Below are 19581 nucleotides of genomic sequence, written 5' to 3' on the forward strand. Positions count from 1 at the left end.
GTCAGTGTCCGAGACGTCCGAACGATCCGGGTTGCAGGTCGACGAGCATCTGCGGGTGTTCGTCGAAGACGAGCTGCTCGCGCAGGTCGACCTCACCCCCGAGGACTTCTGGTCGACCCTGGCCCGGCTGCAGGAGCGGTTCGCGCCGCGGATCGCGACGGCGCTGGCCGAGCGCGACGATCTCCAGGGGAAGATCGACTCGTGGCACGCCGAGCACGGTGCGGGCTCCCGGGACGACTACGAGAAGCTGCTGACCGACCTCGGCTACCTGGCGCCGGAACCGACGAGCGTCCCGACGATCGACGTCGACCGGGTCGACCCCGAGATCGCCGAGATCCCCGGCCCGCAGCTGGTGGTGCCGTCGACGAACGCGCGGTTCGCGCTGAACGCCGCGAACGCCCGCTGGGGTTCGCTGTTCGACGCGTTCTACGGCACCGACGCGCTCCCCCAGGACCACGAGCTCGCGAAGGGGTACGACGAGCGCCGCGGCGCCCAGGTGATCGCGGCCGCGGACGAGCTGCTCGACGAGCTGTTCCCGCTCGAGCGCGGCAGCCACGCCGACGTCACGGCCTACCGCCCCTCCACCGACGGATTCGCCGCCGACACGGCCGACGGCACCGTCGGGCTGGCTCGGCGCGACCAGTTCGCCGGCTTCACCGCCCCGGACGGCGACGGCCGGGGCACCGTCCTGCTCGTGCGCAACGGCCTGCACGTCGACCTCGTGATCGACCCGTCCACCCAGGTGGGCCGCCAGCACCACGCGGACGTCAGCGACGTCGTGCTCGAGTCGGCGGTGACCACGATCGTCGACCTCGAGGACTCGGTCGCGACGGTCGACGGCGAGGACAAGGCCCTGGCCTACCGCACGTGGCTCGGGCTGATGACCGGCGACCTCGTCGCGGAGTTCGCCAAGGGCGGCGAGACCGTCACCCGGCGGGTCAACCCGGACCGCGAGTACACCGGGGCCGACGGTTCATCGCTCGCGCTGCCCGGCCGCTCGCTCATGCTCGTGCGTACCTGCGGGCACCACATGACGACGAACGCGGTGCTCACCGCGGACGGCGCCGAGGTCAACGAGGGTGTCCTCGACGCGCTCGTGTGCGCCGTCGCCGGTCTGTACGACCTGCGCGGGCTCGGACCGCACACCAACTCCCGCGCCGGCAGCGTCTACGTCGTCAAGCCCAAGCAGCACGGGCCCGACGAGGTCGCGCTGACCGTCGAGCTGTTCGCGGCGGTCGAGGAGGCCCTCGGTCTCGACGCGAACACGCTCAAGATCGGCATCATGGACGAGGAGAAGCGGACGACGGTGAACCTGTCGGCCTGCATCGGCGCGGCGGCCGACCGCGTCATCTTCGTCAACACCGGCTTCCTCGACCGGACCGGCGACGAGATCCACACCTGCTTCGCCGCCGGGCCGGTGCTGCGCAAGGGCGACATGAAGTCGACGACCTGGTTGCAGACCTACGAGGACCGCAACGTCGACGTCGCGCTCGCGGCCGGCTTCGAGCACCACGCGCAGGTCGGCAAGGGGATGTGGGCCAAGCCCGCGGCAATGGCCGAGATGCTGGAGCAGAAGATCGGGCACCCGAAGGCCGGCGCGAACACCGCCTGGGTGCCCTCGCCGACCGCCGCGACGCTGCACGCCCTGCACTACCTCCGCACCGATGTGCACGCCGTCCAGGAGGAGATCGCGAAGCGGGACACGGCCGACCGCCGTCACCTGCTGGAACTGCCGCTCTCCGACCCGGGCACCCTGTCCGACGACGACGTGCGCCGGGAGCTGGAGACCAACGCGCAGTCGATCCTCGGCTACGTCGTGCGCTGGGTCGGGATGGGCATCGGCTGCTCCACGGTGCCCGACCTCGACGGGGTCGGGCTGATGGAGGACCGCGCGACGCTGCGCATCTCCAGCCAGCTCATCGCGAACTGGCTCGAGCACGGCGTCGTCGACGCCGACACCGTGCGGGAGACCTTCGCGCGCATGGCCGCCCTGGTCGACGAGCAGAACGAGGGCCAGGACGGCTACCCGCCGATGGCGCCCGACCTCGAGAACAGCGAGTCCTTCCAGGCTGCCCTCGAGCTGGTGTTCACCGGCGGCACCGAGCCCAACGGCTACACCGAGCGCGCCCTCACCCAGTGGCGTCGCCAGGCCAAGGCCCACGCCTGACGACGGGTCGCGCCCCGTCCGCGGACGGGGCGCGGCCTCCGGTGCCGATCAGGCCTGCGCGGTGGCCTCGTCCTTCTGCTCGGCCGCGTACTTGTCGGTCCACGCCTGGATGGCCGCGCCGTTCTTCGCGTCCAGCTCGCCGTGCCGGCTGCGGGCCCACTCCTCGGCGGCGAGCAGCCGGCGCTGGGAGGGCTGGAAGGCCGGGATGACGTGGCGGGCGAACAGCTCGTAGTGCCGCTGCGTCGCCTCCCAGTTCGCCCAGTCATGCTGCATCATCATGTAGCAGCCGAAACCGCCGTCGCTCTGGTCCATGAGCCGCTGGATCTGCGCGATCGCCTGGTCCGGAGTCCCGATGACGCCCAGCCCGGTCTCGTTGATCCAGGCCACGCGCTCCTCGAACGTCTCGCCCTCCGCCCGGAAGGTCGGCAGCGCGAGAGTGCGCTGGGTGTAGTCGCAGAAGGTGTCGAAGCCGTACCGGACGTCCTCGACCGCCTGCTCCTGCGTCTCGGCGATGTGCATCGGGCCGACGAGCCGCCACGACGCGCGGTTCGTCGTCCGACCCGCCTTGGCGGCCTCGGCCTCCACCACGTTCCAGTGGTGGGCGAGCACGTCGAATCCCTCGCGGGTGGTGGCGCCGAGCGAGAGCAGGCCGAGCCCGTGCTTCCCGGCCAGGATCGGGCCGGCGGGCGAGACGGTCGCCGCGACGGCGATGTCGAACACCGGGTCCGAGTAGGGCGCGAGCTGGGTGGCGGCCTCGACGAGGTCGTAGCGATCCGTGTGGTGGGTGACCCGGCCGTCGCCGTGGAGGAGCCGGAGCAGCACCTCGAGGTCCTCGCCGAGGGCGGGTCGGAGCGCGCTGGGCTCCAGTCCGATCATCGCGGCGTCGGTGGGGAGCGACCCCGGCCCGACGCCGAGCATCAGCCGCCCGCGCAGCAGGTGGTCGACGAGGATCGCGCGGTCCGCGGTCCACAGCGGGTGGTGGTAGGGCAGCGAGACGACGCCCGTGCCGAGCTTGATGTTCCGGGTCACCGCCCCGACGTGCGAGATGAAGGTCAGCGGGTCCGCGATGATCTCGGTGCCCGCGCTGTGGTGCTCGCCGACCCAGGCCTCGTCGTAGCCGAGCCGGTCCATCAGCTGGATCGTCTCGATGTTGCGCTGCAACGACGTCGTCGGGTTCTGCGTCGGCGGGGAGTTGAACGGTGGCATGAAGATGCCGAAGCGCAGCTTGTTGACGGGGTTGGACACGGTTCTCCTCCGGACGGGTGTGTCGGGGTGCGGGACGGGATCGTCAGAGGGCGCGGGAGGTGTCCGGCGCCCAGGAGATCCGGTAGCGGCGGAGCTTCTGGTAGAGCGTGGCCCGCGAGATCCCGAGCGTGGCCGCGGCGACGGACTTGTTGCCGCGGCACTCCGCGAGGGTCCGCGCGATCACGTCGGCCTCGGCGGCCTCCAGCGGGCTGGACTCGGGGGTCGGCGGTACCGCGGCCGACGTCGGGTCCGGGTGCAGGGTCAGCAGGGCACCGTCGATCCCGACCAGCGGGTGCACGCGCGCGCGGAGGCCGTCGCGCACCACGACGTCCGCGGCGGGGCCCGCGTGACGCACCAGCTCCCAGACGGTGCGGTGCTCGAGCCCCCAGGCACCGGCGACGTCGTCCGTGAACATCAGGCTGCTGGTCACGGCCACGACGGGCGCGGTGGTGCGGACCCGGCCCGACACGAACGCGTCGAGCAGCGCCCGCTCCTCCCGCGACCCGTGCTCGGCGATGCGGCTCGACACGGTGTCGGCCAGGGACCGGGTCAGGGCGCGCAGGAACTGGTTGGCGTCCTCGGCGAAGCAGGTGACGTTGACGGCGCCATGCACCCGGCCGGTGACCGGGTGCACCACCGGCGCGGCCACGCAGGCCCAGCGGTGGAACGCCTCGACGTAGTGGTCGGGGCCGAACACGGTCGCGAGCTCACGGCTCTCCAGCGACGTCCCGATGCCGTTGGTGCCGACCCGCTGCTCGGCGAAGAACGAGCCGTGCTGCATCCCCTGCGCGTCGAGCGCCCGCCCGATGGCCGGCTCGGAGACCCACCGCCACACGACGTGGCCGTGCGCGTCGGCGAGAGCGAGGCAGGCCGGGCCACCGGTCAGCGAGTCCGCCGCCCGCAGCACCACCGGCGAGGCGATCCGCACGAACTCGCTGTCGGTGTCCACGTCGACGATCGGGATCTCCGTGCGCCCCGGGTCGACACCGCTCCACCGCGAGCGCCGCCATGAGGTCAGCACCTGGCCGGAGACTCCGACGGGCTCGTGGCCCGACTGGAACGCCTCCCACGCACGCCGTGACCGCCTCATCGTCACCTCCCGCCGGGCCCCTGTGACCGCTGACACGGCGAGTATGCAAGCCGACGTCGGCCCGCGGACTGTTCAGTTCCTGAACAGCGCCCCCGGCCACGCACTTCACACCGTCTTGGCGCGGGACGTCCGGTTGTCGATACTTGTCCGCGCCCGAGCGTCCTCTCGGGTGAGGCACCCACCCGGACGCGTCGCTCGTGCAGCGGTGCGGCCGGGCGGGATCGTGTCGGGGAGTGATCGATGAGCGTTCCGGAGAAGGCCCATCCGCAGACCAACGCGTCCGACTCCTCGGACGTCGACGAGTTCGGGTACAAGCCGACCCTGGTCCGTTCCCTCGGCAGCTTCCACACCTTCGCGGCCGGGATCAGCTACATCTCGATCCTGACCGGCACGTTCCAGCTGTTCTACTTCGGCCTGGGGTCCGGCGGCCCGGCCTACTGGTGGTCGTGGCCCATGGTCTTCGTCGGCCAGCTGATGGTCGCGTTGTGCTTCTGCGAGCTCGCGGCCCGTTTCCCGGTGGCCGGCTCGATCTACAACTGGACCAAGCGACTGACCAGCCCGCACGTGTCGTGGCTGGCCGGTTGGACGATGCTGACCGCATCGATCGTCTCGATCGCCGCCGTCGCGCTGGCCCTGCAGGCGACGCTGCCCGAGCTGTGGTCGGGCTTCCAGTTCATCCCGATGGCGGGCGACGACGACACCGGGGCGCAGGCGCTCAACGGCGTCATCCTGGCCGCGCTGCTGATCGTGTTCACCACCGCGATCAACGCGTTCGGCACCAAGCTCATGGCCCAGATCAACGCCGCGGGCGTGTTCATCGAGCTGATCGCGGCGGTGCTGCTGATCGTCCTGCTCGCGATCAACATCGTGCGCGGCCCGCAGATCGTGCTCGACACCGGCGGCATCGACGCGTCCGACCGGCCGCTCGGGTACGCAGGTGCCTTCCTCGTCGCGATGTTCGCCTCGCTCTACGTCATGTACGGGTTCGACACCGCGTCGTCGCTGGCCGAGGAGTCGCACGACCCGCGCCGCAACGCCCCGAAGGCGATCCTGCGGGCCCTGTTCTTCTCGTTCCTGCTCGGCGGGCTCATCCTGCTGTTCGCGCTGATGTCGGCGCCCGATCTGGCCGACCCGGCGTTCAGCTCGCTCGGCGGTCTGCAGGCGCTCATCCTCGCCGTGCTCGGCCCGGTCGGCGGCTCGGTCATCCTCGTCGCCGTCGTCATCGCCGTGGTGGTCTGCGCCCTCGCGGTGCACGCCGCCGCGATCCGCCTCGCCTTCGCGATGAGCCGGGACAACAACCTGCCGGCCGGTGCCAAGCTGTGCTCGATCAGTCCGCGGTTCGGCACGCCGGTGACCGCGTCGGTGGTGATCGGCGTGCTGGCGATCGTCCTGCTGTTCGTCACGTTCAGCCCGCAGATCTACACCGTGGTCACCTCGATCGCGATCATCATGATCTACACGGCGTACCTGCTCGTGACGGTCCCCTTGCTGCTCAAGCGCCTGCGCGGCGACTGGCAGCCGCGCGAGGGCGCGTTCTCGCTGGGCCGCTGGGGCATCCCGGTCAACGTCCTCGCCGTGCTCTGGGGCGGGTTCATGACGGTCAACCTCGCCTGGCCGCGCAACGAGGTCTACAACGCCACCGAGCCCTTCCACTGGTACCTGCAGTGGGGCGGGGTGCTGCTGCCCGGCCTCATCCTCGGCGTCGGCTTCGCGTACTACTGGACCGTCCAGCGGCACAAGACCGGCGTCGTGGCCGAGCACGCCCGCGCCGACGTCGGCGGACCGGCCTGACCCTCACCAGGGGATCGGTCGCCCGTCGCGTGTGAAGGTGCCGGTCGGGCCGTCGGCGGGGAGGTCGACGGCGTACAGCACGCTCGCGGCACCGTCGGCGACGGGCCGTCCGCCGGCGCCGCCCATGTCGGTGGCGACCCAGCCGGGACACACCGCGTTGACCAGGACGCCCCGGGGACGCAGGTCCGCCGCGAGCTTGACGGTGAGCATGTCCAGGGCGGCCTTCGACACCGAGTACGCCGGGACTCCCCCGCCGCCCGCGGTCTCCCCGAACGACCCGGCTCCGCTCGAGACGTTCACGACCCGTGCACCCGGGCGCAACAGGTCCTCGAAGGCCACCACCATCCGCCAGGCGCCGAGGAGGTTCACCTGCATCGCCTCGGCGACGACCTCGAGGTCGGCGTGGGCGGCGTCCTGCCAGGTGTCGTAGTGGATGCCGGCGTTGTTGACCAGGACGTCGACGCCGCCGTGTTCCGCGCGCACCCGGTCGGCCAGCGCCTGCACCGAGCCCGCGTCGGCCACGTCGAGCTCGCGGGGCTCCACCCCGTCGAGTCCCCGTGCGGCCTCCTCGCCGCGCCGCAGGTCGCGGGACCCGAGGATCACCGTCCCGCCGCGCCCGGCCAGGCGGCGGACCACCTCCAGCCCGATCCCCCGGTTCGCGCCGGTCACCACCGCGACCGTGCCCGCTCCGCTCACGACGGCTCGCTCAGCGCGGCAGCTTGACGACCGTCACGAAGAAGTCGTCGATCTGCCGGATGATGTCGATGAACCGCTCGAAGTCGACGGGCTTCGCGACGTACGCGTTGGCGTGCAGGTTGTAGCTGCGCAGGATGTCCTCCTCGGCCTGCGAGGTGGTCAGCACGACGACGGGGATGGCCCGCAGGACCTCGTCGGACTTGATCTCCTCGAGGACCTGCCGGCCGTCCTTCCGCGGCAGGTTGAGGTCCAGCAGGATCAGGCCGGGGCGGGGGGCGTCGGCGTAGGTGCCCTCGCGGCGCAGGAACTGCAGCGCCTCCACGCCGTCCGGGACCACGTGCAGGGTGTTGCGCAGCTTGTGGTGCTCGAACGCCTCGCGGGTCATGAGGACGTCGCCCTCGTCGTCCTCGACCAGCAGCACGTCGATCTCGTCAGGCGGGGTCGTCACGATGGTCCTCCACGGGGCCGGGAACGAGGGCGGGGACGGGCTCGGCGAGCGCCGGCAGGGCGACGACGAAGGTGCTCCCGGTGCCCGTGGTCTCCTCCAGCCAGATCGTCCCACCGTGGTGCTCGACGATCTTGCGGCACATCGCCAGGCCGATTCCGGTGCCCGGGTAGCTCGACTTGCCGTGCAGGCGCTGGAAGATGACGAAGATCTGCTCGGCGTACTCCGGCTCGATGCCGATGCCGTTGTCGGTGAACCGGAGGAGCCATCGGTCGTCGTCCCGGTCGACCGAGACGTGGACCCGGGGCGGTTCTTCGCCACGGAACTTGAGCGCGTTGCCGAGCAGGTTCTGGAAGACGGTGGCGAGCAGGGCCGGCTCGGCGTGCACCCGCGGCAGCTCGTCCCGGGTGACCCCGCCGCCGGACTCCTCCAGGGCGCCGGCGAGGTTGCGGACCGCGCGGTCGAGCAGCTCACCGCTGTCGACCTCCTCGACGGGACCGTCCGCGCGCCCGACCCGGGAGAAGGCCAACAGGTCGTTGATCAGGAACTGCATCCGCTTGGCGCCGTCGACGGCGAACTCGATGTACTGGTCGGCCCGCTCGTCGAGCTGCCCGCCGTAGCGACGCTGCAGGAGCTGGCAGAAGCTGGTGACCTTGCGCAGCGGCTCCTGCAGGTCGTGCGACGCGACGTAGGCGAACTGCTCCAGGTCGGAGTTCGACCGCTCCAGCTCGCGGCCGCGCTCGTCGAGCTCGGCCCGGGCCTCCTCGATGGCGTCCATCTCCGTGAGCAGGGAGCGGCGCATGGCGTCGACGTCGCGGCTCAACGAGGTGATCTCGCGGGGGCCACGGACGCCGATCCGACGCTGGAGGTTCCCGGAGGTGACGTCACGGGCCTCCGCGGCGAGCTGCTCGGTCGGTCGGACGACCGCCCGACGGAGCCACATCAGCAGCCCGACGAGCCCGGCCGCGAGCACCACCAGCGAGGCGAGCCCGACCAGGTCCACCGTCCGTGCGGCGGCGTTCGCCCGCTCCAACGCGACCGGCCCGAGCTGGGGCAGGAGCGCTCGGCGCTCCCGCGCGAGCGCCGCGAGGGCCAGCCCGACGACGAGGCCCACCACCACGAGCAGGACGCCGCCGGCGATCCCCGCGGTGATCAGCAGACGGTGCAGCGAGCGGCGGGCCAGCGGATCGCGCTCCGCCGAGGTCTCCGGCGAGGTCTCCGCCGAGGTCTCCACCGCACTCTCCCCACTCACCGGCCCGACACCACCAGGACCGCCGCGACGTCGTCGGTCCGTTCGTCGGTCAGCGCCCGCACCTGCGACATCACCCGGTCCAGCATCCGCTCCGAGGAGAACCCGTCCTCCGCCTCCTCGCGCAGGCACCGCTCGAGGACCGCGAGCAGCCCGTCCGTGCCGAGGACGTCGTCGCCCTCGGACACCGCCGACGGCACGGGGCGGCCCTCCACCAGGCCGTCGGTGTACAGCAGCATCGCCCAGCCCTCCGGCAACGGGATCTCCAGGTCCTCCCACCGGTCGTCGGGGACGATCCCGATCGGCCGCCCGAGCCGCGTGACCGGCAGGGGGGCGGCTCCCCCGGCCAGCGGCATCAGGACGGGCGGCGGATGACCGGCGAGCCGCAGGCGGGCCCGGCGTCGGTCGGGGTCCACGGTCAGCACGGCGAGGGTCGCGAAGATCCCCGTTCGGGCCCGTTCGTGCACGAGCAGCCGCCCGAGCGTCGGCAGCATCTGGGTGTCCGACGTCTCGGCGAGCACGACGGTCCGCCAGGCGATGCGGAGGTTCACCCCGAGGGCGGCCTCGTCCGGGCCGTGGCCGCAGACGTCGCCGATCACCACGTGCAGCGTGCCGTCCGGCCCCTCCACCGCGTCGTAGAAGTCCCCGCCCAGCAGGCGCCGTCCACCGCCGGGCTCGTAGCGCACGGCGATCGCGATGTCGGGGTCGGTGACCAGCGGGGTCGGCAGCAGGCCCCGTTCCAGGCGGACGTTCTCCTCGGCGCGGGCGTGGGCGTCCCAGAGCTGCTGGCGGACCCGCTCGCCGCGCACCCGCTCCACCGCGTAGCGCAGGGCCCGGGACAACGAGGGGCCGTCGACGTGGTGCTTGAGCAGGTAGTCCTGGGCCCCCGCAGCGACCGCCCGGGCGCCCAGCTCGTGGTCGTGCCGTCCGGTCAGGACGACGACGGCCGGTCCGCCGCGTTCGCGCAGGACGCGCCGGAGGGCGTCGAGCCCCTCGGCGTCGGGCAGGGCCAGGTCGAGCAGGACGCACTCCACGTCGTCCACCTGCCGCTCGGCGTCGGCGACGGTGTGGGCCCGGTGCAGCATCACGCGGAACCCGCCCGCGACCTCGGCGTCGGCGAGGTGCTCGGCGACCAGCATCGCGTCCCCGTCGTCGTCCTCGACCAGGAGCACCGCGAGCGGGGCGGAGCCGTCGAGGGTGCCGGACACCGCACCCTCCTCCCACAGCACGGCCGACGCGCCACGGGCTCGGCGCGCTCGCCTGCGGGAAAGCCTAGATGTCGGCCATCCGGGGCGAGCAGGCCGCCCGGGTGCTGCGCGGGTCGAGCCCGGAGAGCCCGTGGCCGGTGCTCGTCGTCCCGCCCACGTCCCGGGCGTCCCGCCAGCTCAGCGCGGCGTCCACGAAGTGACGCACCGCGGGCGCGGTGTTCCCCCGCCGCCACGCCACCTGCAGCGCGACCTCGGGCGCGGGCACCGCGAGCGACCGGAACGTGACGCCGACCGGCCGCAGGTTCGCGTAGAACGACGGCTGCAGCGAGACCCCGACGCCGGCCGCGACCAGGCTGAGCTGGGTCTCGATGTCCGGCCCCTCGGCCACGATGTGCGGGCTGAAGCCGTGCTCACGGCAGTAGCCGGTGATGGTGTCGAAGAAGGCGGCCCCGAGCGGGCGGGGCCAGAGCACGAACGGCTGGTCGGCCAGGTCCCGCGGGTGCACGTGCTCCGCGGCGGCGAGGGGGTGGTCGTCGGGGAGGGCGACGAGCAGGGGTTCCGCCGTCAGGTGCTCCACCTGGATCTGCCGGCTCTCCTCGACCGCCCGCACCAGCCCGACGTCGAGGGTGCGGTCGGCGATCGCGAGGAGCTGGGCCGCGGTGTCGTACTGGGCCAGCTCCAGGTGCAGGTCGGGGTAGCGCGCCCGCATCGTCCGCAGCAGCGGAGGTGCGATGGACGCCAGCGCGGTGCCCACCGAGCCGATCATCAACCGACCGGCGGCACCGGCCGCGGCCTCCGCGACGAGATCGACGGTCTTGTCGGCCTCGCGCAGCACCCGCGGAGCCGCGTCGAGCAGCACCCGGCCGGCCGGCGTCAGGACGGTGACCCGGCTGGTCCGCTCGAACAACGGGGTCCCGAGCTGCCGCTCCAGCCCGCGCACCTGCTGGGAGAGCGCCGACTGACTGATGTGCAGCCGCTCGGCGGCCCGACTGAAGTGCAGTTCCTGCGCGAGCACGAGGAACACCCGGAGGTGACGCAGGTCCAGGGTCACGTCCGTCTCCACGCCCACCATCCTGCGCCCGCGATCGACCCCCGGACGGATCGATCGTCGTTCCCGCTGCACGGATAAGCGGCGCCGATGGATGAGTCCGCACTTCTGGGACGTCCGCCGGTCCGCATCGTCGGAATCTTTTCCCGACGGTGCCCGCGGCGCCACGGTGGGAACGTCACCGACGCAGGGAGTTCTCGGCGTGAACACCGATCATCAGGTCGTCGTCATCGGGTGCGGGGGCCTCGGATCCGCGGCCCTCTACTGGCTGGCCCGCGAACGGGGGCCGGCCGTCCTCGGGCTGGAGCGGCACGAACTCGGCCACTCCCGCGGCGCGAGCCAGGACCACAGCCGCATCATCCGCTACGCCCAGCACCAGGACGCCTACGCCGACCTCGCGCCCGCGGCCTACGCCACGTGGCGCGCGGTCGAGGAGGCCTCGGACCAACGCCTGGTCACCGAGACCGGCGGCCTCGTCGTCGAGGACGTCGAGGCCCGCCGCGGCCTGGCCACCGGCACCCGCACCATCGACGGATACGCCGAGGTCGCGCGCCGTCACGACGTGCCGGTCGAGGTGCTCGACGCCGCCGAGGTCATGGCGCGCTGGCCGCAGTTCCGGCTCGCCGGCAGCGAGCGGGCCCTCTACCAGCGGCGATCGGGGATCGTCGACGCCGCCCGCGCGAACGCGACGCACATCGCCCTCGCCCGCGGTCTCGGCGCCCAGGTGCGGGAGCACTCCCCGGTGCGGGCGCTGCACCCCGTGTCCGGCGGGGTCGAGGTCGTCACCGACGACGAGACCTACCGGGCCGACCACGTCGTCGTGACGGCGGACGCGCGGACCAACGAGGTCCTCGGCGGCCTGGTCCGGCTCCCCCTGACGGTCACCCAGGAGCAGGTGACCTACTACGCGACCCCGCACCTGCGGACGTTCTCCCCGGCGCACTTCCCGGTGTTCATGTGGCACGGCGCGGAGAACTACTACGGATTCCCCGTGTACGGAGAGGTGGCGACCAAACTCGGACAGCACATGGGCGGCCACGAGGTCACGGCCGATTCCCGCACCTTCGAGCCCGATCCGCTCCGCCGGAAACGGCAGCAGGAATTCCTCGCCGAGCACCTGCCCGAATTCGGCGGGCCGGAGCTGTACACGAAGACGTGCCTCTACACGATTCCGCCGGATCAGCACTTCGTCCTCGACCGCGTCCCGGACGCCCCCGCCATCACGGTCGGTGTCGGCGCCGGGCACGCCTTCAAGTTCGCGTCGCTTCTCGGCCGGCTGCTGGGCGAGCTCAGCCTGCACGGCCGGACCAGCCTCCCCGTCGACACCTTCTCCCTGACCCGCCGGGCACTCGTCGACCCGACCTTCGAACGGACCTTCCATGTCTGAGACGGACCTGCGTCCGCCGTTCCTGCCCGCCGACGACGACCCGGCCTGGGAGGTCGTGCGCGAACCGGGCCTCTCGCTGCCGCAGGCCGCCTACACCGACCCCGAGGTGTACCGCGCCGACCTCGAGCGGATCTTCCACGCCGGGTGGCTCTTCGCGACGCACTCCTGCGAGGTCCGCGACCCCGGGCAGTACGTCACCGTGACGGTCGGTCGCGAGTCCGTGATCGTCGTGCGCGACCGCTCCGGCGAGCTCCGGGCGCACCACAACGTCTGCGCCCACCGCGGCTCGCGGATCACGACCGACGAGCGCGGCTGCGCGAAGCTGCTCGTCTGCCCGTACCACCAGTGGACCTACGACCTGGACGGCCGGCTGCGCAGCGCGCGCCTCATGGGCGAGGACTTCGCGCGCGCCGAGCACCGGCTCGTCCCCGTCGCCGTCCGCGAGGTCGCCGGGCTGGTGTTCCTCTGCCTCGCGGACGACCCGCCGCCGATCGACCGCTTCGTCGCGGACCTCGTGCCCCAGCTCGGCCCGCACCGGCTCGACGCGACCCGCGTCCTCGCCCGCGACCACTACCGGGTGCGGGCGAACTGGAAGACGCTCGTGGAGAACAACCGCGAGTGCTACCACTGCCGCGGCAACCACCCCGAGTTCTCGCTGTCGAACTTCGAGTACGGGACCCATGGCGACGTGCGCGTCGATCCCCGGTACGACGCGGCCGTCGACGCGGCCCACCGGCGCTGGGAGTCTCTCGGCCTCGCGCCGCGGGAGGTCAGCTTCCCCGGCGGCTCGTGGTACCGCATCAGCCGGTTGCCGCTGCGGCCCGGCTTCGTCACCGAGAGCCTCGACGGCCGACCGGTGGCGCCGTTGCTGGGCGACCTGACCGACCCCGACGTCGGGAGCCTGCGTCTGGTCGGGCTGCCCAACCTGTGGGCGCACGCCAACGGCGACTACGCCATGACGACCCGCCTCACCCCCGTCGACGCCGCGACCACGGACGTCGAGGTCACGTTCCTGGTCCGCGACGACGCTCCCGCGGACCTCGACCCCGACGCCGTCGCGGCGGTGTGGCGGGCGACCTCGGAGCAGGACTGGGAGCTCTGCGAGAACAACGCGGCCGGCATCGCCTCCCGCGGCTACCGTCCGGGCCCGCTGTCGACCGTCATCGAAGGGTCCGTCGGGGCCTTCCTGGACTGGTACGTCGAGGCGATGTTCCGGCCGGGCGGGCGTTCCCGACGACGGGCCGGGTGACGAGCCGCTGGACGGCGCACGTCACGGCGCAGGATGCTCCACGGGGTGACCACCAGCCCGGACCGGGACCTCGTCGGACGCGACGAGGAGCTGCGGTCCCTGGTGGGGCGGCTGGACGCCGTCCACGAGGGCGGCGTGGTCCTCGGGCTGGTGGGCGAACCCGGCGTCGGGAAGAGCGCGCTGCTGACCGCTCTTGCCGAGCACGCGCGGGCGTCGGGGTTCCGGGTCCTCACGGCGCGGGGTGCGCCGTCCGAGGCGCACCTGCCCTACGCGGCCCTGCACCAGCTCCTGCGGCCCCTGCTCTCCCGCGCGGACCGGCTGCCCGAGCGCCAGCGGGAGTCGCTCCTCGCGGGCTTCGCGATGGCCGACCCGGGCGCGGTCAACCCGTTCTTCACCGCGCTCGCGGTCCTCGAGCTCCTCGTCGACGCGGCCGCCGACGCACCGGTGCTCGTCGGACTCGACGACGTCCACCGGATGGATCCGCCGTCGGTCGACGCGCTCGCCTTCGTCGCGCGGCGCATCGGCACGGAGCGGATCGCCCTGGTGCGGACCGCCCGTCCCGGGTCCCTGTCCGCCGACGACGAGACCGGGACCTGGATCGAGGTCCGGGGGCTGGACGAGGACGCGTCGAGGACGCTGCTCGCCACGCGCGCCCCGGACCTGGCGCCGGCGATCCGCGACCGCATCGTGCGGCATGCGGACGGCAACCCCCTCGCGCTGCTCGAGCTGGCCGTCGCGCTCGAGCACGGACGGCCTGCCGATCCCGACGACGACCTGCCGATGACCGCGCGCCTGGAACGGACGTTCGTGGCGCGGGCGGACGAGCTCGACGGGGCCGCGCGGGTGGTCCTGGACATGGCGGTCCTGCACGACGGCGACGACCTCGACGAGGTCCTCGCGGCGGCCGCGATCGTGCTGCCCGCGGCCGGACACGCGACCGCCGCACGGCCGGCGTCCGACCTCGGTCTGCTGACCGTGCACGGCGGGACCTACCAGGTCGCCCACCCCCTGATCGGGTCCGCGCTGCGTCGGGCCATGCCCGCCGACGCCCGCCGGAGCGCGCACCTCGCCCTGGCCCGCGTCGTGGCCGCCGACCCCGACCGCGCCGTCCTCCACCGGGCCGCCGCGGCTCCCGGCCCCGACGAGACGCTCGCGGTCGAGCTCGAACGGACGGCCGGCCACGCCCACCGGCGCGGCGCGGTGTCCACCGCCCTCGACCGCCTCCAGCGGGCGGCCGCCCTGAGCGAGGACCCGGGTCGGCGGGCCGCGCGGCTGATCGGCGCGGCCGAGCTCGGGTACGAGCTCGGGCGCTTCGCGCAGGTCGAGCAGATCACGGCACAGGTCGCCCGCTCGGGCCTCGCGGTCCGGGAGCGGTCCCGGCTCGCCCGCCTCGAGGGGGTCTTCCACGACGGGTCCAGGAGCGAGCCCGCGGACATCCGGCACCTGGTCGGGCTGGCCCGGCGCGCGACGACCGACGACGACGTCGATCTGGCACTGCAGTTGCTCTTCGGGGCGGCCCGGCGGGTGTGGTGGCGCGACCCCGGCCCGGCCGTCCGGGACGACATCCTCCGCGCCGCCCACGAGGTGACGCTGCCGGCCGACGACCCTCGTGTCCTCGCGGTGCTCGGGCTCTCGGAGTCCCTCACGGTCGCGCCGGCGGTCGTGCACGGCCTGGAGCAGTGGCCCGCGGACGCGCACGGCCGCCCCGACCTCGCCGCGCTCCTCGGTGTCGCCGCGTTCTGCGTCGGGGACTTCGGCCGGGCCGACACCTTCCTCTCCGCCGCGGTCGGGGAGCTCCGCGAGCAGGGCCGGCTGGGTCTGCTGGCCGAGACGCTCGCCCTGCGCTCCTGGGCCGAGATCAACACGGGTGTCTTCGACGTGTCCCGGTCCGCCGACGAGGCCCGACGCCTCGCCGAGGAGACCGGGCAGGCGGTGTGGGCCGCGACCGCCGGCGTCGCCGTCGCCGTGGTCGAGGCGCTGGGCGGCGGTTGGGACGTCCACCACCCCCTGCTGGGCGAGGCCGAGGACACGGCGTCGCGCACCCCGAACGCGAGCTCGTCGCTGCTCGCGGGCGCGCAGCTCGCGCGGGGTGTCGCCGCCCTCGGCGCGGAGCGCCCCGAGCCGGCCTACGGCGAGCTGCACCGGGTCTTCGTCCACGCCGACCCGTCCTGTCATCGGGTGCAGCAGCTGTGGACGATCAGCTACCTCGCCGACGCCGCCGTCCACGCCGGCCGCCGCGAGGAGGCCACGGCCCTGCTGCGCTCGTCCGAACGGCTCGCCGGCGACTCCCCCGCGGTCGGGTCGTCGGTCGCGCTGGAGTACTCCCGGGCGGTGCTGGCCGACCCGACGTCGGCCGAGGACCTCTTCGCGACGGCGCTGGACGGTGCCGGTCGGGCGTACCCGTGGCACCACGCCCGCCTCCAGCTCGCCCACGGGTCGTGGCTGCGGCGGCAACGGCGCACCGCCGAGTCGCGGGCGCCGCTGCGCGCGGCCCGCGCCCACTTCGACGCGTCCGGGATCCACACCTGGGCGCGGCGGGCCGACCGCGAGCTCCGGGCCACCGGTGAGCGGGGGTGGCGGCCGGCGACCCGACCCCGCGAACGGCTCTCCCCGCAGGAGGCGCAGATCGCCGAGCTGGCGGCCCGGGGGCTGTCGAACCGGGAGATCGGCCAGCGCCTGTTCCTGTCCCACCGGACGGTCGGCTCGCACCTCTACCGGGTGTTCCCCAAGCTCGGGATCACCGGCCGCGGCCAGCTCGCGGCAGCACTGGAGCCGCAGGCGTTGAGTCGTCGCGACTGAAGCCGCCCGGACCTCCGTCGTCCTACGTTCGGTGCCTCAGCGGTGCACCGGCGAGCAGGGCCGGAACCGCCCGGCGAAGGAGACGACGGTGGCGACACCCGTGCTCTTCATCCATGGTCTGTGGCTGCACGCGACGTCGTGGGGGCCGTGGATCGAGACCTTCCGTGAGGCGGGCTACGACCCGCAGGCCCCGGGGTGGCCCGGCGACCACGACACCGTCGAGGAGTCCCGGCGCGACCCGGACGCGATCGCGGACCACGGCATCGACGCCGTGGTGGACCACTTCGCGGCGATCGTCGACACGCTCCCCTCCGCCCCGATCCTCGTCGGGCACTCCTTCGGTGGCCTCATCGCCCAGAAGCTCCTGGGGCAGGACCGCGCCCGCGCCGCCGTCGCGATCGACGCGGCGCAGATCAAGGGCGTGCTCCCGGTCCCGCTCTCGGCACTGCGCGCGACCCTGCCGGTCTTCCGGAACCCGGCCAACCGGCACCGCTCCGTGTCGCTGACCGCCGAGCAGTTCCGCTACGCGTTCGCGAATGCGGTGTCGGAGGAGGAATCCGATCGGCTCCACGAGCGCTGGACGATCCCGGCCCCGGGGCGCCCCCTGTTCGAGGCGGCGTCGGCGAACTTCGACCCGCACTCCCCGGCGAAGGTCGACACCGGGAACGAGGGCCGCGGGCCGCTCCTGCTGATCGCCAGCGGGAAGGACCACACCGTCCCCGAGTCCGTGACGCGCTCGACCCTCAAGCAGTACCGGCACTCCTCCGCCGTCACCGACATCCAGACCCTCCCCGACCGCGGCCACTCGCTGATCATCGACTCCGGATGGCCCGCGGTCGCCGAGCTCTGCCTGACCTGGCTGAAGGAACACGAGCTGTGAAGCTCGACCTCGCCGGGCGGACCGCGGTGGTGACGGGCGCGAGCCGGGGCATCGGGCTGGAGGTCACGCGGGCGCTCGTCCGCGAAGGCGTCCGGATCGCGGCCGGTGCCCGGCACGCCTCGGCGGAGCTGACCGCCCTCTCCGACGACGGCGACGTGCTCGTCGTCCTCGACGACCTGACCTCCTCCGACGGCAGCCGCGCCCTCGTCGAGCAGGCCGTCGAGCGCTTCGGCGGCGTCGACCTGCTGATCAACAACGTCGGGGGTGTCCGCCCCCGCACCGCCGGATTCGTCGAGGTGGGCGACGCCGACTGGCAGTGGGCGCTGGAGGTGAACCTGCTGTCCGCCGTCCGCGCGACCCGCGCGGCCGTGCCCCACCTCGTCCGCCGGGCGCCGTCGGCGATCGTCACCGTCTGCTCGGTCAACGCGACGCTGCCCGACCCCGGGGTGATCGACTACAGCGCGGCCAAGGCCGCCCTGCGGAGCTTCTGCAAGTCGCTGTCGAAGGAGCTCGGGCCGTCGGGGGTCCGCGTCAACACGGTGAGCCCGGGCCCCGTCGAGACCGATCTCTGGCTCGGGGCCGGTGGGGTGGCCGAGACGATCGGGCAGGCCCAGGGGGCCGACCCCGCGAGCATCCGGGCGGCCGCGGTCGCCGGGACCCCGACGGGTCGGTTCTCCCGCCCGTCGGAGGTCGCGCAGGTCGTGCTGCTCCTCGCCTCCGAGACCGCCGGCAACGTCACGGGCACGGACGTCGTCATCGACGGCGGGATGGTGACCACCGTCTGACCAGCCTCAGGGCCTGTTGATCACACCAGGTGGGTCGGCGCGGCGGGCCCGGTCAGAGTCGTCCGGCGGGCACGGGCTCGACGAACGCGGTGTCGGCGAAGGGGTCGAGCACGGTCATGCCCTCCTCGACGCGCGGCACGAACGCGGTCTCGGCGAGCGACGGGTCGATGGGCGCCGCTGCGAAGCGTGTGACGTCCTCCGCGTGCTGCGCCGCCGGCACGACGGCGGGTGCGGGCGGCGCCGGGACCGGTGCCGGCGCGGGCTGCGCGTCGGTCATCCGGCGGTGCAGCATCCGGTACCGGATCGCCGCGGCCGCGGCCGCTCCGACCCCGAGGGCACCGAGCACCAGCGGGACGTCCGAGGGGGCGTCGCCGGTGTCCGGGCGGCCGTCCGCCGCCCGGGTCACCGCGGCCGACGGGTCGCCGACGACGGGCGGGAGCACCGCGCCGGGCGCCGGTGCCGGAGCGACGCCGGGAGCCATCGTGGGCAGGGACCCGAGGGCCGCCCCGGGCGCGGCGGCCGGGACACCCCCCGGGGTGAGCAGGGCGCGCTGGCCGGCCGAGGGCGCGGCGGCGGGGGCGGTCCGGAGCGCGGGGGCGGGAGCGACGGGCGCCACCGGCGCGGTCGGCGGCAGCGCGCCCGCCGCCGGCACCGTGCCGGCGGCCGGGGCCAGGGGCACGACCGCTGCCGGAGCGGCCGCGGCGACCGGACGCTGCACGACGTTCACGCGCACCTCGCACAGCACGCCGGCGCGCCAGACCTGCGAGGAGGGCGACTTCGCGGTCACGGGGACGTCGTACGGCTTGCCCGTCCGCGACGAGATGCGGACCGTGTCCCCCGGGCTGGCCGTGACGGCGTCCCCGCACGAGGCGGGAATCGTCTGCCCGGCGACCGGCGCGGGGGCGGGCGCGGCGAGGGCCGCTGCACCCGTGCCGAGCAGGCCCGCCGCCACGGAACCGGCGAGGACGAGGTGGCGGGCGATCCCGCGGGTCGGGACGGACATGGCCGTGCCCCCTCTCCTGCGACGACGGGGGTCGTCGCGGACGTCGTTGCCCGGTGAACGACGGGACACGCACGAGGGTGACGCCTCGACGCTCAGACCCCGGGCGCCCGCATCAGCGCGAGCAGGGCCTGCGTCACCGCAGTGGCGGCCTCGTCGGGGAGCTGCTCCGCGATCCGGTCGTCGATCGCCGCGAGGATTCCGCGCCCGACGCCCCGCAGGCGCTCGCCCTCGTCGGTGACGTGCAGTTCGGCCCTCCGACCCCGGCCCGGATGGGTGACCCGCACGACGGCGCCGCGTGCCTCGAGGGCGTTCAGCGTCGCCTGCATGCTCTGCGGGGTCACGCCCGCCCGCCGGGCCAGCTCGCTGTAGGAGAGCCCCGGCCCGGAGGCGAGATGACCGAGCGCGGACAGGTGGCGCAGCGACATGGCCTCCGCCCGCAGGCCCGCCTCGACCTCGTCCCGGACGCGACGACCGAGGGTCATCAGCAGGAACGCGGCGCTGACGGGAGGGCCGTCCTCACGCGCCACGAGCTCCCCCTT

General features: G+C 73.6%; 16 protein-coding genes. 7 read left to right on the forward strand and 9 right to left on the reverse strand.

Annotated features, from left to right (window positions below; translation table 11 throughout):
• Positions 1–4: 4 nt before the first annotated feature.
• Positions 5–2167: a malate synthase G gene (locus QRT03_RS27575; RefSeq protein WP_286056361.1), complete on the forward strand. Its 2163-nt coding sequence runs from the start codon at positions 5–7 to the stop codon at positions 2165–2167.
• Positions 2168–2215: 48 nt separating this feature from the next.
• On the opposite strand, the gene QRT03_RS27580 is transcribed toward QRT03_RS27575, so the two are convergent.
• Positions 2216–3412 (reverse strand): LLM class flavin-dependent oxidoreductase, encoded by a 1197-nt coding sequence (locus tag QRT03_RS27580; protein ID WP_286056362.1) that lies wholly within the window; start codon positions 3410–3412, stop codon positions 2216–2218.
• 43 nt (positions 3413–3455) lie between these two features.
• Positions 3456–4502: a helix-turn-helix domain-containing protein gene (locus QRT03_RS27585; RefSeq protein WP_286056363.1), complete on the reverse strand. Its 1047-nt coding sequence runs from the start codon at positions 4500–4502 to the stop codon at positions 3456–3458.
• Between the two features lie 240 nt (positions 4503–4742).
• Between QRT03_RS27585 and QRT03_RS27590 the strand changes: the two genes are divergently transcribed.
• Positions 4743–6293 (forward strand): APC family permease, encoded by a 1551-nt coding sequence (locus tag QRT03_RS27590; protein ID WP_286056364.1) that lies wholly within the window; start codon positions 4743–4745, stop codon positions 6291–6293.
• Positions 6294–6296: 3 nt separating this feature from the next.
• On the opposite strand, the gene QRT03_RS27595 is transcribed toward QRT03_RS27590, so the two are convergent.
• The 5 genes from QRT03_RS27595 to QRT03_RS27615 form a co-directional block, all read right to left on the reverse strand.
• Positions 6297–6989 carry an SDR family NAD(P)-dependent oxidoreductase gene (locus QRT03_RS27595; RefSeq protein WP_286056365.1) on the reverse strand — a complete coding sequence of 231 codons (693 nt, stop codon included), beginning with the start codon at positions 6987–6989 and terminating at the stop codon, positions 6297–6299.
• A gap of 10 nt (positions 6990–6999) precedes the next feature.
• Entirely contained in the window at positions 7000–7437 is a 438-nt protein-coding gene (locus QRT03_RS27600; RefSeq protein WP_286056366.1) for a response regulator, read from the reverse strand.
• Positions 7421–8686 carry a sensor histidine kinase gene (locus QRT03_RS27605; protein ID WP_286056367.1) on the reverse strand — a complete coding sequence of 422 codons (1266 nt, stop codon included), beginning with the start codon at positions 8684–8686 and terminating at the stop codon, positions 7421–7423. The genes QRT03_RS27600 and QRT03_RS27605 overlap by 17 nt, the downstream gene beginning before the upstream one ends.
• Positions 8683–9891 carry a PP2C family protein-serine/threonine phosphatase gene (locus tag QRT03_RS27610; protein WP_286056368.1) on the reverse strand — a complete coding sequence of 403 codons (1209 nt, stop codon included), beginning with the start codon at positions 9889–9891 and terminating at the stop codon, positions 8683–8685. Before QRT03_RS27610 ends, QRT03_RS27605 begins: the two co-directional genes overlap by 4 nt.
• Positions 9892–9955: 64 nt before the next feature.
• Complete coding sequence (locus QRT03_RS27615; RefSeq protein ID WP_286056369.1) at positions 9956–10954, reverse strand: LysR family transcriptional regulator; 999 nt, start codon at positions 10952–10954, stop codon at positions 9956–9958.
• Positions 10955–11141: 187 nt separating this feature from the next.
• On the opposite strand from QRT03_RS27615, the gene solA reads away from it, so the two are divergent.
• The 5 genes from solA to QRT03_RS27640 all read left to right on the forward strand — a co-directional run bounded on the left by solA (position 11142) and on the right by QRT03_RS27640 (position 18039).
• Complete coding sequence (solA, locus tag QRT03_RS27620; protein ID WP_286056370.1) at positions 11142–12326, forward strand: N-methyl-L-tryptophan oxidase; 1185 nt, start codon at positions 11142–11144, stop codon at positions 12324–12326.
• Positions 12319–13575: an aromatic ring-hydroxylating oxygenase subunit alpha gene (locus QRT03_RS27625; protein WP_286056371.1), complete on the forward strand. Its 1257-nt coding sequence runs from the start codon at positions 12319–12321 to the stop codon at positions 13573–13575. The genes solA and QRT03_RS27625 overlap by 8 nt, the downstream gene beginning before the upstream one ends.
• A gap of 45 nt (positions 13576–13620) precedes the next feature.
• On the forward strand, positions 13621–16374 hold the full coding sequence (locus QRT03_RS27630) for an ATP-binding protein (protein ID WP_286056372.1): 2754 nt from the start codon (positions 13621–13623) through the stop codon (positions 16372–16374).
• An 88-nt stretch (positions 16375–16462) separates the two neighbouring features.
• Entirely contained in the window at positions 16463–17254 is a 792-nt protein-coding gene (locus tag QRT03_RS27635; protein WP_286056373.1) for an alpha/beta hydrolase, read from the forward strand.
• Positions 17251–18039, forward strand: coding sequence for an SDR family NAD(P)-dependent oxidoreductase (locus QRT03_RS27640; RefSeq protein ID WP_286056374.1), 789 nt, complete (start codon positions 17251–17253; stop codon positions 18037–18039). Before QRT03_RS27635 ends, QRT03_RS27640 begins: the two co-directional genes overlap by 4 nt.
• 52 nt (positions 18040–18091) lie before the next feature.
• Here QRT03_RS27640 and QRT03_RS27645 read toward each other — a convergent pair whose 3' ends face one another.
• On the reverse strand, positions 18092–19042 hold the full coding sequence (locus QRT03_RS27645; protein ID WP_286056375.1) for a hypothetical protein: 951 nt from the start codon (positions 19040–19042) through the stop codon (positions 18092–18094).
• A 92-nt stretch (positions 19043–19134) separates the two neighbouring features.
• Complete coding sequence (locus QRT03_RS27650; protein WP_286056376.1) at positions 19135–19569, reverse strand: MarR family winged helix-turn-helix transcriptional regulator; 435 nt, start codon at positions 19567–19569, stop codon at positions 19135–19137.
• Positions 19570–19581: the final 12 nt, after the last annotated feature.

It is taken from the genome of Actinomycetospora termitidis (genome assembly GCF_030286555.1).
Classification (GTDB): Bacteria; Actinomycetota; Actinomycetes; order Mycobacteriales; family Pseudonocardiaceae; genus Actinomycetospora; species Actinomycetospora termitidis.

Excerpts from the sequence above, each read along its gene's own strand:
- QRT03_RS27585 (WP_286056363.1), bottom strand. The coding sequence starts at position 4,502 with ATGAGGCGGTCACGGCGTGCGTGGGAGGCGTTCCAGTCGGGCCACGAG.
- QRT03_RS27590 (WP_286056364.1), top strand. The coding sequence starts at position 4,743 with ATGAGCGTTCCGGAGAAGGCCCATCCGCAGACCAACGCGTCCGACTCC.
- QRT03_RS27625 (WP_286056371.1), top strand. The coding sequence starts at position 12,319 with ATGTCTGAGACGGACCTGCGTCCGCCGTTCCTGCCCGCCGACGACGAC.
- QRT03_RS27645 (WP_286056375.1), bottom strand. The coding sequence starts at position 19,042 with ATGTCCGTCCCGACCCGCGGGATCGCCCGCCACCTCGTCCTCGCCGGT.